The 15,034-nt window shown below is 32.6% G+C and carries 12 protein-coding genes; 7 read left to right on the top strand and 5 right to left on the bottom strand.

The window, feature by feature from the left end; all coding sequences use genetic code 11:
- Positions 1–74: 74 nt before the first annotated feature.
- Positions 75–1,493 carry an MBL fold metallo-hydrolase gene (locus AAGV33_RS07040; RefSeq protein WP_373391260.1) on the bottom strand — a complete coding sequence of 473 codons (1,419 nt, stop codon included), beginning with the start codon at positions 1,491–1,493 and terminating at the stop codon, positions 75–77.
- 193 nt (positions 1,494–1,686) lie between these two features.
- Between AAGV33_RS07040 and AAGV33_RS07045 the strand changes: the two genes are divergently transcribed.
- From AAGV33_RS07045 to AAGV33_RS07055, 3 genes are all read left to right on the top strand, one after another.
- Positions 1,687–3,018, top strand: a complete 1,332-nt coding sequence (locus AAGV33_RS07045; protein ID WP_373391261.1) for a cytochrome ubiquinol oxidase subunit I — start codon at positions 1,687–1,689, stop codon at positions 3,016–3,018.
- A gap of 121 nt (positions 3,019–3,139) precedes the next feature.
- Positions 3,140–4,216, top strand: coding sequence for a cytochrome d ubiquinol oxidase subunit II (gene cydB, locus AAGV33_RS07050; protein WP_373391262.1), 1,077 nt, complete (start codon positions 3,140–3,142; stop codon positions 4,214–4,216).
- 96 nt (positions 4,217–4,312) lie between these two features.
- Positions 4,313–4,864, top strand: a complete 552-nt coding sequence (locus tag AAGV33_RS07055) for a hypothetical protein (protein ID WP_373391263.1) — start codon at positions 4,313–4,315, stop codon at positions 4,862–4,864.
- Positions 4,865–5,045: 181 nt separating this feature from the next.
- Here the strand turns inward: AAGV33_RS07055 and AAGV33_RS07060 are convergent, their stop codons facing one another.
- Together AAGV33_RS07060 and AAGV33_RS07065 are read right to left on the bottom strand one after the other, a co-directional pair.
- Positions 5,046–5,831, bottom strand: a complete 786-nt coding sequence (locus AAGV33_RS07060) for a sulfite exporter TauE/SafE family protein (RefSeq protein ID WP_373391264.1) — start codon at positions 5,829–5,831, stop codon at positions 5,046–5,048.
- 70 nt (positions 5,832–5,901) lie between these two features.
- Positions 5,902–6,537 (bottom strand): Crp/Fnr family transcriptional regulator, encoded by a 636-nt coding sequence (locus AAGV33_RS07065; protein ID WP_373391265.1) that lies wholly within the window; start codon positions 6,535–6,537, stop codon positions 5,902–5,904.
- 327 nt (positions 6,538–6,864) lie between these two features.
- Here AAGV33_RS07065 and AAGV33_RS07070 point away from each other — a divergent pair, with 327 nt between their 5' ends.
- Both AAGV33_RS07070 and AAGV33_RS07075 read left to right on the top strand, forming a co-directional pair.
- Positions 6,865–7,176, top strand: coding sequence for a rhodanese-like domain-containing protein (locus AAGV33_RS07070; RefSeq protein ID WP_373391266.1), 312 nt, complete (start codon positions 6,865–6,867; stop codon positions 7,174–7,176).
- A 42-nt stretch (positions 7,177–7,218) separates the two neighbouring features.
- Positions 7,219–8,799, top strand: coding sequence for an NADP-dependent glyceraldehyde-3-phosphate dehydrogenase (locus AAGV33_RS07075; protein ID WP_373391267.1), 1,581 nt, complete (start codon positions 7,219–7,221; stop codon positions 8,797–8,799).
- Positions 8,800–8,885: 86 nt separating this feature from the next.
- On the opposite strand, the gene AAGV33_RS07080 is transcribed toward AAGV33_RS07075, so the two are convergent.
- Complete coding sequence (locus AAGV33_RS07080; protein WP_373391268.1) at positions 8,886–9,575, bottom strand: NUDIX hydrolase; 690 nt, start codon at positions 9,573–9,575, stop codon at positions 8,886–8,888.
- A gap of 144 nt (positions 9,576–9,719) precedes the next feature.
- Positions 9,720–10,295 carry an RNA polymerase sigma factor gene (locus AAGV33_RS07085; RefSeq protein ID WP_373391269.1) on the bottom strand — a complete coding sequence of 192 codons (576 nt, stop codon included), beginning with the start codon at positions 10,293–10,295 and terminating at the stop codon, positions 9,720–9,722.
- 108 nt (positions 10,296–10,403) lie between these two features.
- Here AAGV33_RS07085 and AAGV33_RS07090 point away from each other — a divergent pair, with 108 nt between their 5' ends.
- The gene (locus tag AAGV33_RS07090; RefSeq protein ID WP_373391270.1) at positions 10,404–11,567 is read left to right on the top strand and encodes a FecR family protein; all 1,164 of its coding nucleotides are present in this window, start codon (positions 10,404–10,406) and stop codon (positions 11,565–11,567) included.
- A gap of 153 nt (positions 11,568–11,720) precedes the next feature.
- On the top strand, positions 11,721–15,020 hold the full coding sequence (locus AAGV33_RS07095; protein WP_373391271.1) for a SusC/RagA family TonB-linked outer membrane protein: 3,300 nt from the start codon (positions 11,721–11,723) through the stop codon (positions 15,018–15,020).
- Positions 15,021–15,034 lie beyond the last annotated feature (14 nt).

The following is a 15,034-nucleotide window of genomic DNA, read 5'->3' on the forward strand; positions in this document are numbered from 1 at the left end:
TAGAATTTAAGGGTTAAAAGATGTGTTCAAATTACTATATAAATTTAAGGATTAATATTCTTAAAATCAATAGTTTAGTTGTTTAATGTTTTGCTTTGACATACAAAATTTGTTTTAGGAATAGCCGTTTTTGTAATCGCATTAAAGCCGCCTTCAATTTCCGTGAAATTTCTAAAACCTCTTGCTTGCAATATAGAAGCAGCAATCATACTGCGGTAACCGCCAGCGCAATGAAGATAAAATTTTTCTTTTGGGTCAATGTCTTTTATCCAATCGTTAATGTAGGCTAAAGGTTTAGAAAATGCTTCTTCAACATGTTCGGCAGCGTATTCCGTTTCTTTGCGAACATCAATTATTTTGCTTTCGCCAATTTTAACTTCTTTCGCTAATTCTTCAGCAGAAATTCGGTTAATCGTATCGATTTCTTTTCCTGCTTTTTGCCAAGCTTCAAAACCACCTTTTAGATGACCAATGATGTTGTCAAAACCAACTCGGCTTAATCGTGTTACCGATTCTTCTTCCTGGTCGATTTCGGTTACTAAAATAATGGGTTGTTTGACATCGGCAATTAAAGCACCTACCCAAGGAGCAAAATCGCCTTCAATTCCGATATTGATGGATTGCGGAATAAAACCTTTGGCAAAGAGATTGTTGGTTCGGGTATCTAAAATTAAGGCTCCAGAATCTTTAGCAATAGCTTCTAAATCGTTTACTTCAATAGCTTTCATTCCGTGGTTTAGAACGGTTTCAAAACTTTCATACCCTTGTTTGTTCATCGCTACATTCATTCCAAAATAAGCTGGCGGAGGCAATAGTCCTTCTGTTACTTCTTTGATAAATTCGGCTTCAGTCATATTGGCTCTCAAGGCATAATTAGTTGTTTTTTGGTTGCCAATAGTCGAAACCGTTTCTTTACTCATGTTTTTTCCACAAGCACTTCCAGCACCATGCGCAGGATATACAATTACATCATCTGGTAAAGTCATGATTTTGTCTCTTAACGAATGGAATAAGATAGCGGCTAATTGTTCTTGAGTCATATGCGCTGCTTTTTGAGCCAAATCAGGTCTTCCCACATCGCCAATGAACAAAGTATCTCCAGAGAAAATAGCGTGTTTTTTTCCGTTTTCATCAATCAATAAGTAAGTGGTACTTTCCATAGTATGTCCCGGAGTATGTAGCGCTTTTATGGTAATTTTTCCAATGTTGAATTCCTGTCCGTCGGTGGCAATGATGGCATCAAATTCAGGTTTTGCTGTTGGACCATACACTATCGGAGCTTTGGTTTCTTTACTCAAATCCAAATGTCCCGATACAAAATCGGCATGGAAATGGGTTTCGAAAATGTATTTTAGTTTCACGTTATCGCGTTCTAAACGGTCTAGGTAAGGCTGTACTTCACGCAAAGGATCAATAATAGCCGCTTCACCATTTGAAGTGATGTAATAAGCACCTTGAGCAAGACATCCAGTATATATTTGTTCGATTTTCATAATTACTTTTTTTAATTTGATGTAACAAAGATAAAGTTTCCTTCAGGGGGATATAGTGACTAAAGTTACACAAAGAATCTTAATTGTCAGTTTTCTAAAAATGAAGAAAAAAAGTAAATTAAAATGGATTTTTCATGAGGGTTTTCGAGGCATTTGAATTAAATTTGGACTATCAAAAAAAAACTCCTTTCCAATGGAAGAAATGCTCTTTTATGATCGAATGCAATTTGCATTTACCATTACTTTTCATTACTTATTTCCGCAATTAACAATGGGACTTTCGTTAATCATTGTTTATTTTAAATGGAAATTCTTAAAAACAAACGATCCTCATTACAATAAAGCGACTCATTTTTGGATGCGTATTTTTGCACTCAATTTTGCAATGGGTGTAGTAACGGGAATCCCGATGGAGTTTCAGTTTGGAACCAATTGGGCTAAATTTTCAGAACTCACAGGTGGAATTATTGGACAAACCTTAGCGATGGAAGGTATGTTTTCTTTCTTTTTAGAATCATCTTTTTTAGGTATGTTTTTATTTGGCGAAAAAATCCTCGGACACCGATGGCATTTTGTTACTGGATTATTGATTTGTTTGGGTTCCTGGGCCAGCGGATTTTTGATTATTGCTACACATTCCTGGATGCAACATCCGGTAGGCTACGAAGTATTGGAAAACGGAAAATTTGTCTTGACTAATTTCTCGGCTTTATTTACCAATGTGTGGTTGTGGCCTTCGTACTTACACAATCAGGCAGCTTCTATGGTTACAAGTTCTTTTGTGGTAGCAGGAATTGGCGCTTTTTATATTTTATCTAACAGAAATGTTTCTTTTGGAAAATTGTTTTTGAAAACGGGAGTGGTTTTCGGATTGATTTCGAGCATTATTGTTGCTGTGCCAACGGGTGATTTATTAGCTAAAGAAGTAGTAAAACACCAGCCAGTAACTTTTGCAGCTATGGAAGGAATTTTCCATACTGAGGAAAAAGGAGCTGAAATTGTACTGATTGGGCAACCAGATGTAAAAGACAAAAAACTGGACAATAAAATCGCTGTACCTAATGTATTGAGTTTTTTAACTTATGGCAATTGGGATACTGAAGTGAAAGGGTTAGATCAATTTCCAGAAGACACACACCCAACCAATATTTCAGGATTGTACTATGCATATCATATTATGGTGGGTTTAGGAACGCTTTTTATTGGAGTAATGGTATTGGCGGCTTTTCAACTGACACGAAAGAAATTGTTTCAAACCCAATGGCTTTTATGGTCGTTTATGTTCTTAATGCCATTTCCTTATATCGCCAACATAACAGGTTGGTACACGGCAGAATTAGGACGTCAACCTTGGTTAGTGTATGATTTATTGCGCACTGCTGATGGTGCTTCGCCAACGGTTTCCTCAGGAAACACCTTGTTTACCCTGATGGGATTTGTAGGTTTGTACGCGTTGTTGGGAATGTTGTATGCCATTTTAGTTGGAAAAATTATTTATCACGGTCCAGAACCAAAACATTCTTAATTTTTTAAAATAAACCATTAAGAAGTTAAGCTTATTTAAGTATTAATTTTTCTTAATTTCTTAATGGTTTAAAATGAATTTATAAAATATTTATTTGTCAAAGAAATATAAAAAATAAACTATGGAATTCTTTTGGTATGTTGTATTAATTGGCATTTTGGCGACTTATTTGGTGCTAGATGGTTACGATTTTGGAGCAGGAATTATTCATTTGTTTTTTGCTAAAACGGAGAAAGATAAAAAAGCAATTACAAATGCTATTGGCCCTTTTTGGGATGCCAATGAAGTTTGGTTGATTGCCGCAGGAGGTATTTTGTTTTATGCTTTCCCTACGTTGTATGCAGCTTCGTTTAGCGGATTTTATTTGCCGTTGATGATGATTTTATGGTTGCTTATTTTTAGAGCAGTAGGATTAGAATTACGCGGACAAATTCACAATAAAATGTGGGAAGCTGTTTGGGATAAAGCCTTCGGAATTGCTAGTTTACTATTGGCTTTGTTTTTCGGAATGGCTTTAGGAAACGTAGTTCGTGGCGTAAATCTCGGAATGGTAGAGAATGGTGTTTCTACTCAGGAATCGCATTTTTTCTTCCTGCCATTATGGAATCCAACACTGAGTCCAGTAGCTTCCGAACTTGGAATTATCGACTGGTTTACCCTTTTTCTGGGTGTGGTAAGTGTGGTGGCTTTAATGATTCATGGCGCCAATTGGATTATTTATAAAACCAATTCGTCGTTGAATACTCAGTTAAAAGAGATGGTTTTCAAAATGAATTTTGTTTTGCTGGCACTGGTGATTGTTTCGTTATCAGTTTGGCATATAATTGAGAAAGAACCTTTCCATAACTTCATTGATAATCCCATACTTTTTATCTTTCCGCTGATTACGTTTGTGGGTTTGTTTGGACTTTTTAAAGTAAGGACGTTCCAAAAAGACGGAACAGGATTCCTGTTTTCGACCCTTTTCCTCGTAGGCGGATTTACTTCGACCACGGCTTCTATTTTTCCCGTAGTATTACCGTCAACTAATAAAGTCAATCCTTCATTGACTATTTACAATGTCGCCAATGGTGAATATGCCTTATCTGTTGGTGTGTATTGGTTTGCTATCGCTTTGGCTTTGGTAATTGGGTATTTTATCATTCAATACAAAGTGTTTAATGGGAAAATGGATGATGTGGGTTATGGTGAGCATTGAGTTATTATGTAAATAAATTACATGAAAATTCTTGTTTTTAAAGAAAGGTATTTTATATTTATAGGATTTTTAAATAAATACTAAGTAATTTAATTTATGAACTACATTAAAAACATTTTAATCCTATTGTTTATTTGTAAATTCTCAAATGTACAATCACAAATTGACTGCCAGAAATTAAAAGAAACAATAACGATTAAAAATCAACAAATAGATAACCTTAATAATGAAGTTAATTATTATAAAGAAGCTTTAAGCCTAACAAAAAGTGTGGTTCAAACTGAAATTGAAAATATTAAATTTCAGATAAATTCAGTTGTTGGAAATAGACAAGATAAAAGTATTGAAGTTGAAGGAATTTATACAAATCAAGGAGATATTCTAAAAGCTCTACAGGCTGAAAGAGCAACAATTATTGATCCTAAAGGCAATTTATATACTTCAGTTTATGAAATAAATTTAGGTGGAGGAAGTATAAGAGTGGAAAATATTTACACTAATGTTCCTATGAAATTTAAAATATTTTTTAGAAATATAGAAGAAGAAACCCCAGTAATTAGAGTTTTAACTTTAGCGATGTTTTCAAAAGATGATTCTGGGAAAATAAATTCAGGGAAATTTGAAAACATTAATGTTACATGGAAATAGTTTAAACTTTGGTAATAAAATTAGTTTAAAATTTATCTCAACTACACTCGAGGTTACAACGCAGAATTATTCAAAAGTTATTTGTGCTAATCTGCGTAATTTGCGGTTGAAACTTTTCTTAATGAACTTAGCGAAACCTTAGAATCTTTGCGGTTTTAAAAAAAATAGCGGTTAAAAACCATCACAATAAAACTTCTTTCACAATAATGTAAATCCCCATTATCAATACAAACCATCCAAAAATAGGTTTCAGTTTGTTTCCGTCTATTTTTTTAGAAAGCAGGATTCCAATAAACATCCCTACAAAAGCCATCGCTGAAATCAAAAGTAGAAAACCATAATCAATAGGAGTGTTGAGGTATAAATCGCCAGCAAAACCTATTGCCGAGTTGATGAAAATAATCAACAACGAAGTTCCTACGGCTTGTTTCATAGGCAAATTAGCAAAAAACAATAAAGCTGGAATAATTAAAAACCCGCCACCAGCACCTAGAAATCCAGTTACAATTCCTACCAGAAAACCTATAAAAGCCAGTTGGCTATAATTAGTTTTAGAGTTTACAACTTCAGTTTTACTTTTTTTTATCATCGATATCGAAGCACTAATCATCAGAATAGCAAAGACAATCATAATTAATAAATCTTTGGAAACTGCATAAGAAGCAACCGTAAATAGGGTGGAAGCAATTTGTGGAAAAATCACTTCGCGAATTATTAATATTGAAATAACAGAGGGAATAGCAAAATACAAGGCGGTTTTTAGTTGTAAATTACCAAGTTTGTAATGACTGTAACCGCCATATAAAGACGTAATGCCAACAATAAACAAAGAGTAACTAGTAGCGAGTTCAGGATTTACTTTGAATAAGTAAACCAAAATAGGAATAGTAAGTATGGAACCACCGCCGCCAATTAATCCTAATGAAAGCCCAATTATAATTGAAGCAAAATAGCCAATATATTCCATGTTCTAATTTTTTTTACAAAGGTTGGAAGTATTTCGGCTAGCCACAGTAACATTTGTCACACGGGCAATTTTAGATTTTTAATTCAATTTGATTGCGGTGTAACTGTACTAAACCACGTTGTTCCATTTTTTTTAGTAAACGCGAAACTACTTCTCTGGAAGTATTTAATTCGAGAGCAATTTCCTGATGTGATAAATTGATTTCTTTGCAACCACAAGCTTTAGCATGACGTTTTAAATAGAATTCCAGACGTTCGTCCATGGCTCGAAAGGCAATGTTATCGATAACTTCCAGTACTTCTTCAAATCGGGTTCTATAGGTGTATATTACGAATTCGTACCAAGAGCGGTGATTCATCATCCATTTGTCCATTAAAGCGAGCGGAATAGTAACAGCTTCGACATCTTCTACTACTTTAGCGGTAATTTGGCTCTTTTGGTCTTTTGTAGAACAAATTAACGAAATGGCACAGGCTTGTCCTGCTTGCAAGTAATACATTAGAAATTCTTCGCCATCTTCGCCTTCACGGTAGATTTTTAATTGTCCTTTCAGAATCAAAATAGTGCTTTTGATGTATTGTCCCGTTCGCATAATAACATCACCTGCTTTAAAATATTGAAAACTAGAATTGGTTTCAATTTCTTGAATCAGTTCATTAGAGAAATTAGGGAAGGTATTTTTAAGTATGATTGTTTCTTCTGACATGGTTATCGTTTTAAAAGCGAAATCTTATTAATCTATCGGTTTTTTGGGTAAAATTCTAAGACTTTGGTAAAAGTAATTAAAAAATAGTGATAGTTATGGGCTGTTTTGTTCTAAATAATTTATTGAAATAGTGAATACGAAATTGCAGATATTACATTTATAGATAGAAAAAGTAAGCAATCTTTAACAAAATATTAAGCTAATGTAAGTTTTGGTGATTATTGTAATTTCACTAAAACGTTTTCTTTAAAATATTTGCTAATTCAAATTTAGAAGGCTTATTTATAGCAAAAACATTGTAATTTTACAAAAAACACATTATAGATTATGAATTTAACACAAGAAGATTGGATTGCTCAACTCGAAGCAGATGACAATGCAGTGATTTTAGACGTAAGAACGGAAGACGAATGTGACGAAGGAATTATTGCTAATGCAATAAACATTGATATTCATAAAGGTCAGGATTTTATTTCTGAAATAGAAAAATTGGATAAAAGTAAAAATTACTATGTCTATTGTCGTTCTGGAGCAAGAAGCGGAAAGGCTTGCGAAATTATGAATGAATTAGGATTTGATAATGCCTATAACTTATTGGGAGGTATGTTAGATTGGGATGGAGAAGTAGTAGCTCCTTAAATCCGAAACATTTTTTAACACTAACTAAAATATTAAAACTAGATGAATTCAATTCCAGAAGAATTTAAGATTAAAGCATTATTGCATCAAGATACTTATTTAATTGATGGTGAGTTGAAAAAATGGACTGGAAAAACTACTGAGGTTTTTTCTACTATTTCTTCTACCGAAGAATATGCTCCTACGTTGTTAGGAACCATTCCTTTTATGGGTGAGAAAGAAGCAGAAGAAGTTGTTAATTCGGCAAAAAATGCTTTTAATAACGGTCAGGGTTTATGGCCAACCATGAAAGTAGCGGATCGTATTAAATGTATGGAAAATTTCGTTACACAAATGAAAACTACTCGTCAGGAAGTAGTGAAGTTGTTGATGTGGGAAATTGGAAAATCATTAGGAGATTCTGAAAAAGAATTTGATAGAACAGTAGATTATATTTACGATACCATCGAACATTACAAGGAATTAGATAGAAGTAATGCTCATTTTACAAAAAGCCAAGGGGTTAATGCAATGATCCGCAGAGGACCTATTGGAGTGGTTTTGTGTCTTGGACCTTACAATTATCCATTGAATGAAACTTTTTCGTTATTGATTCCTGCTTTGATTATGGGAAATCCAGTAATTTTTAAACCGGCTAAAAACGGAGTGTTGTTAATTTCTCCATTATTAGAAGCTTTTAAAACTAGTTTTCCAAAAGGTGCTATTAATATTGTTTACGGAAGAGGTCGAGAAATTGCTTCTCCAATTATGAAATCAGGAGTGGTAGATATTTTGGCTTTAATTGGAAACAGTAAGTCGGCAATTGCTTTGCAAGACCAACATCCAAATAAAAACAGATTGCGTTTAGTTTTAGGATTAGAAGCTAAAAATCCAGCAATTATTTTACCAGATGCCGATTTAGATTTGGCAATTTCTGAGTGTATTACAGGAACTTTGTCTTTTAACGGTCAACGTTGTACGGCTTTGAAAGTTTTATATGTTCACGAATCGATTGCTGAAGAATTCAACAGAAGATTTTCTCAAAAAGTAGACGAACTTATTTTTGGAAATCCTTGGGATAAATCAGTTTCATTGACTCCACTTCCAGAAGCTGAAAAACCAGCTTACATTCAAGGTTTAATTGATGATGCTACAGCCAAAGGAGCAAAAATTATAAACCAAAAAGGTGGACAACATTCAGAAAATTATATTTTTCCAGCAGTTCTTTTTCCAGTGAATAAAGAAATGCGTTTGTATCACGAAGAGCAATTTGGACCAGTAGTGCCAATTATGACTTTCAAAGATATTCAGGAGCCATTAAACGATATGGCTGAATCTAATTATGGTCAACAAGTAAGTTTATTTGGTAAAAACATCAAAACTATTGCACCGCTTATTGATGCTTTAGTAAACTTAGTATGTAGAGTAAACCTGAACAGTTCTTGCCAGCGTGGACCGGATGTGTATCCGTTTACAGGTCGTAAAGATTCTGCAGTAGGAACTTTAAGTGTTTTTGACGCCTTACGTTCATTTTCTATTAGAACTTTTGTAGCTTCTAAAGACAATGCTTACAATAACGAAATATTACAAGAATTATTGAATAGTAAAGAATCCAACTTTATTAATACCGATTACATCTTGTAATACTTAACTAAAACAAACTAAAAACAAGAAAACCGCTTCATTTGAAACGGTTTTTTTTATGTGATTTTCGAAAAAAAATGAATGGATTACAAGTTTAAAACGAAGTGATTTAGCAATTTAGCATCGTATTTTTCTTTGTCAAACATATAAAGATAGGAGCCTTTTCTGGAAGACAACATGTCTTTTTCGTTGAGTTTTACCAGAATATCTAAAGAATTGATTTTGCTAATAAAATTTCTTTTGTCTAGTTCTTTATCTAAAATGGCTTCGTATAATTCTAACAATTGACGCATCGTAAATTTTTCAGGCAAAAGTTCAAACCCAACTGGTTTTGTTGAGGTTCTGTAACGCAATCTTCTTATAGCGTGCGCAACCATTTCGTTATGGTCAAAAATTAATTTGGGCATTTTAGAAATACTAAACCATTCCGCTTCGTGATCTTGAATTAAAGCGGTATTGTGATTTTCAATATTAATTAGCGCATAAAAAGCAACTGAAATCGTTCGGTCTACTGGGTCACGATCCACTTCGCTATACGCATACAATTGTTCCATATAAATATCCTGAAGTCCAGTATAACGATTAAGAACTCTAATTGCAGCACCATTTAAAGATTCACTTTTCTTTAAAAACCCTCCCATTAAAGACCATTTTCCTTTTTCTGGTTCAAAATCTCTTTTGATTAATAAAATTTTTAAGCCTTCATTGTCAAACCCAAAAATGATACAATCGACAGATAGTAAGACTTTGTCCTCGGTGTTATAATTATTTAACATCTTAGTTGTTTATTTTGGGGTAAATATACTCACTTCTAAAAAAGTATCATAATAATTAGTGTAGAATGAGCACTTAATGAACTTTCTTTAAAGAACCTTAGGGTTTTTCTAAAATAAATCAGATTCAATACTAATAAAAACAGATTATCTAAACATTAAAAATAAATAAATGTTTGTGTTATCTCCAAGGGAATTACGTAAAATAGAATAGGCTTTAGTTATATGAGCTTCAACAGATTTAATAGAGACATTTTTATACTCTGCAATTTCTATATTAGTGAGTCCCTCTTCCTTACTTAGTAAAAAGATTTCCTTGCATTTAGGTGGGAGATTTTGAATTTCTCTTTTTACCAACTTAATGATACGCTCCAGAGAATGTTCGTCCTCATTTTCTACAATAGTATTGAGAGCATCAATATATTTTTTTTCTAGAGGATAAGTGGATTTTTGACTGCGATACTGATCAATAAATTCATTGTAAACTGATTTGTATAAGAAACTAATAATTACAAAATCATCTTTTAAGTTTTTTCGTTTGTTCCAGATACGCATAAAAACATTCTGTACAATATCTTCAGATAAATTATGATCATGCGTAAAACTGTAAGCATAAACACATAGTTTATGATGGTAAGTATTTACCAGAAAAGTATAAGCTTTTGGGTCTCCCGTTTTTAAAGCATCAATAAGTTGAATGTTGTCAGAATAAACCTCTTTCATTGTGTGAAGTAGAAATAATTAGCTTAATTTTTGTGCAATGTATAAAAAAAAATGTAAAAAAGTTAGGGTAGTGTAAAATCAACACGTATTAATAGAAAATAGTATAAAATGGAAAATGCTAAGATTGAAAATATAATAGTCAAGTTTTTAATAAATCAAGCTTCAGCATCTGAGTTGACTGAGTTAGAGATATGGATACAAGATCCGGATAATAAAGAGTTATTCGATCAATATGTCAAAATCAATTATGTAATCGAATATAATATGAAGGAATTTGATTCTTCTAAAATAAAGAGCAAGTTGTTAGAAGCATTTGCTATAGAAAAGAAAGTTAAAAAACGGAAAAAGTTCCGAAAATTAATTTATTATTCTGCAGCAGCAGTTTTTTTTGGAATTCTTACCATGGGTTATTTTAATAGAACAAGTTTTTTTAAGCAACCTGAAGGGATTCCTGTAATAGTAAATAACGTTATCAAAGCAGGAACCGATAAAGCAATATTGACTCTTGAAGATGGATCGAATGTTTTGTTAGAAAAAGATAAAACCTATGAGAAAGACAATGTAGTAAGCAATGGTAAAGAATTAGTTTGTGGCAAAAATCAGGGAAAATCAGGTTTAGTATATAATTATTTGACCATACCAAGAGGAGGTCAGTTTCAAATAAAATTATCCGATGGAACAAATGTTTGGTTGAATTCTGAATCTAAGTTAAAATTCCCAGTGGCTTTCATAGAAGGCAGTCCACGTGAAGTAGAATTAATTTATGGAGAAGCTTTTTTTGATGTATCCCCAAGTACAGAACATAAAGGTGCTAAGTTTAAAGTTGTAAATAAAAATCAGGAAGTAGAGGTTTTAGGTACAGAGTTTAATATAAAAGCCTATAAAGATGAAGATAAAATTTACACCACATTAATAGAAGGAAAAGTAGCCGTAAGTGATTTTAGTTCAAAAAAACACTTAGTTCCTAATCAACAATCAATTATCAATCTCAAAAATGGAAATATAACTATAAATCCAATTGATGCTTATAATGAAGTATTGTGGACAAAAGGAATCTTTAGTTTTAAGAGCAAAACATTAAAAGAAATTATGAATGTTATGTCTCGATGGTATGATGTTCAAGTGGTGTTTCAAAATACAGAACTTGAAAAGGTTAAATTCAATGGAGTACTAAGCAAAAATGATGATATAAAAGAAATCCTGACAATAATTAAGAAAACTAACTTTATAAATGAATATGAGATAAAAGACCAGAAAATTATAATAAAATAAAAAAGAAAGGGAACAAAGTAATACCTGGACAGTACGATACTTTATCCCCCCTATCAGATTATTAATTAACATTTAACCAATAAACACAAATATATGAAAATTGAATTTACTAACCATTTTTTCTTTTTAAGGAGAAAATTTTTACTAACCAGTATGAAAGCTTTTATATTGTTTTTTTGTACGACTGCCTTTAGTTTTTCTTCAAGTAAAGTTTTTACACAGAATGTAAAAATTGTCATAGATAAAGACAAGGTTGTAACTATTGATGAGGTCTTTGACCTTTTAAGAGAACAAACAGATTTTACATTTATCTATCAAGAAGATATGTTTAAAAATGTTCCAAAAATAAAACTTAAAAAAGGAACAATTAGTGCTAATAAATTGTTAAATGAAAACCTGGGTAATGATGGTTTTAATTTTGAACTTATTGGTAAAAATAAACTTGTAATAACTAAAGCTAAACCTGAAGAAAAGGTACAACAGCAAATAAAAGTTTCAGGAATTGTAAAGGATTCTAATGGCGCACCCATTCCAGGAGTAAATGTTGTTGTAAAAGGCACCACAAATGGAGTTCAAACTGATTTTGACGGAAAATTTTCCATAGATGTAGCTGGATCAAATGCGGCACTTATAATTTCTTATATTGGATTTGTAAATCAGGAAATTAAAGTTGGTAATCAAACTAATATTACAGTTACCCTTTTAGAAGATTACGCTAAGCTGGACGAAGTTGTTGTAGTTGGATATGGAACACAAAAGAAATCGGATTTAACCGGATCTGTTTCTGTAGTTAATATGGAAAGCGCAAAAAAAACAGTTACTTATGATGCTGCTAAAATGCTGCAAGGACAGGTGGCCGGTGTCACAGTACAATCTTCTGGTGAGCCAGGTGGATTTGTAAATATAAAAATTAGGGGTATCAACTCTTTCAGTAATAACAACCCATTATTTGTTATTGATGGAGTGATTGTTGATTCTCCATTTGATTTTGCACCTGGAGATATCGAATCCATGCAAGTTTTAAAAGATGCTTCCTCAGCAGCTATTTATGGAGTTCGTGGAGCTAATGGAGTAGTAATTATCACTACTAAAAAAGGAAAAGCAGGAGCAATGGAAATCAAATACAAATCTCTTTTTGGTGTCCAAAATGTAGCAAGAGAATGGTCAGTAACTGATAGAGTAGGTTACCAAAGAATTACTACAGCAGCCGAACAAAATGATAATTTGGGTATAGCTCCAGGTAATGATCCTACAAGTCCATTTTACATTAATAATGTAAATACTAATTGGCAAGAAGAAGCTTATGGTGCAGGTACAGTTCAAAATCATTCTCTTACTTTTAATGGTGGTGCAGAATCTCTGGGATACAATATGAATATCGACTATTTCAAAAACACTTCTTACTTAGAAACACCACAAGATTATGAAAGGTATTCTATGAACTTGAATTTGCATGGTAAAAAAGGAAAATTAAAATACGGTTCAAAAATTGCTTACACTGAATCAGACAAACAATCATTTAATAGTTGGGTGGGTGAATCAGCAATTGGTGCATTACTAACTGCAATTCCAACAATGCCTGTATATGATGAAAATTGGTTAGGTGGTTATGGCGGTACTTATAGCGATACTCAAAGAGCAATTTCGCTTAATGTTATTGGTTATAATAATTTAATTACAAACACAGGAAGAAGAAACCATTTTATAGGAGATATTTGGGCAGAATTAGAATTAGTTAAAGGATTAAAATACAAACTAGATGTTAGTTATGATAAATTACACTGGTTTGACCGAAGATATACTCCTGAATTTGAACTTGGATGGTATTATAAGGTTCCAAGTGATAGAGCAACGCTTAATATAGCAACTGGAAATCAAACTAAAACGTTTGTAAATAATATTCTTACTTATAATTTTACTGTAGGCAATCACAATATAGATGCTTTAGTAGGGTCTATTGACGAGAGAAATAATCATTATAATCATTATTCTTCTGGTGTAGGATATGAAGCTAATGATATTAAAAAATTACAATTTGCGGATAATAGAAATACCGATGAATATGAATATACCATTACGGCAAAATCGTATATAAGCAGATTGAATTATGGTTATGACGATCGTTATTTGCTTACTGCTAACTTTAGACAGGATAAAACTTCTTTATTTAGTCAGAAATACAATTCGGCTAATTTCTACTCCTTTTCAGCTGCTTGGAAATTGAGCAATGAAAAATTTATTCACTTGCCAGAATGGGTTAGCAATGTTAAGTTAAGAGGAGGATATGGAATTATAGGAAACAACACTATTCCACAATATTTCTTTGCTACTACTATGAATAGTTTTGCTAGTTATAATTTCAATAACGAATTGGCTCCTGGTACTACAGTAGTAAGCGCTTTAGATCCTAATGTGCATTGGGAAGAAACAAATACTACTAATGTGGCTCTTGAAGTTGGTATGTTTAATAATGACTTACAATTTACAGCAGAGTATTATCTTAAAAAATCAAATGATTTATTGATTGACGTGCCATTGCCTTTTTCTTCAGGAGCATTTCCTGCTTTGGTTAAGACAAATGCCGCATCAGTAGAAAACACAGGATTAGAATTCTCATTGGTTTATAATAACAATCACAATGAATTCAAATACAGTATTGCTGCTAACATTGGTACTTTAAAAAACAAAGTAACACAAATTGGTTTTTCTGATTCTGGGAATCCTATTCCGGGGGCTGCTGCTATGACTGTAGTAGGAAGATCTATAGGTGAAATTTACGCTTGGGAAACAGATGGAATTTTTCAATCTCAAGAAGAAATCAATGCAGCGCCTTCACAAACAAATGCACAAGTAGGTGATATAAAATTCAAAGATCAATTAACAATTGATACTAATGGTGATGGTGTTTTTGATACAGCTGATGGAGTTATAAATGATGGAGACCGAGTGTTTCAAGGTGTAACAATACCTAAATACAATTATGGTATCAATCTTAGTGCTTCTTATAAAAATTGGAGTGCTTCTATGTTTTGGCAAGGAAGCGGTGGTAACAAAGTATTTAATGGAGTGTATCGTGATTTAATGGCTGGAAGATATGGAAACCATCATACAGATATGTTAAATTATTGGACACCTACTAATACCAACACTAATGTACCACGCCCTTCAACACTGGATGCTAATGCTAACGGAAGAGATTCTAATCGTTTTATAGAAAGTGGAAATTACATTAAATTACAAACAGCTGAGATTAGTTATAATATTCCAGTTAGTAAAACTAGTTTTATTCAAAACGCAAGAGTATATGCTAATGGACAAAACTTATGGATTATATCTAAATACAGAGGTTATGATCCTGATTTTAATAGTGATGGATTGTTCTCCAGGGGTTATGATAATGGCTCTTTCCCAAATCCAAGGACGATCTCTTTAGGTATTGAAGTGAATTTTTAAAATCAAGGTATCAA

Origin of the sequence: Flavobacterium magnesitis (genome assembly GCF_041729735.1) — a bacterium.
In the GTDB taxonomy this organism is placed as follows: Bacteria; Bacteroidota; Bacteroidia; order Flavobacteriales; family Flavobacteriaceae; genus Flavobacterium; species Flavobacterium magnesitis.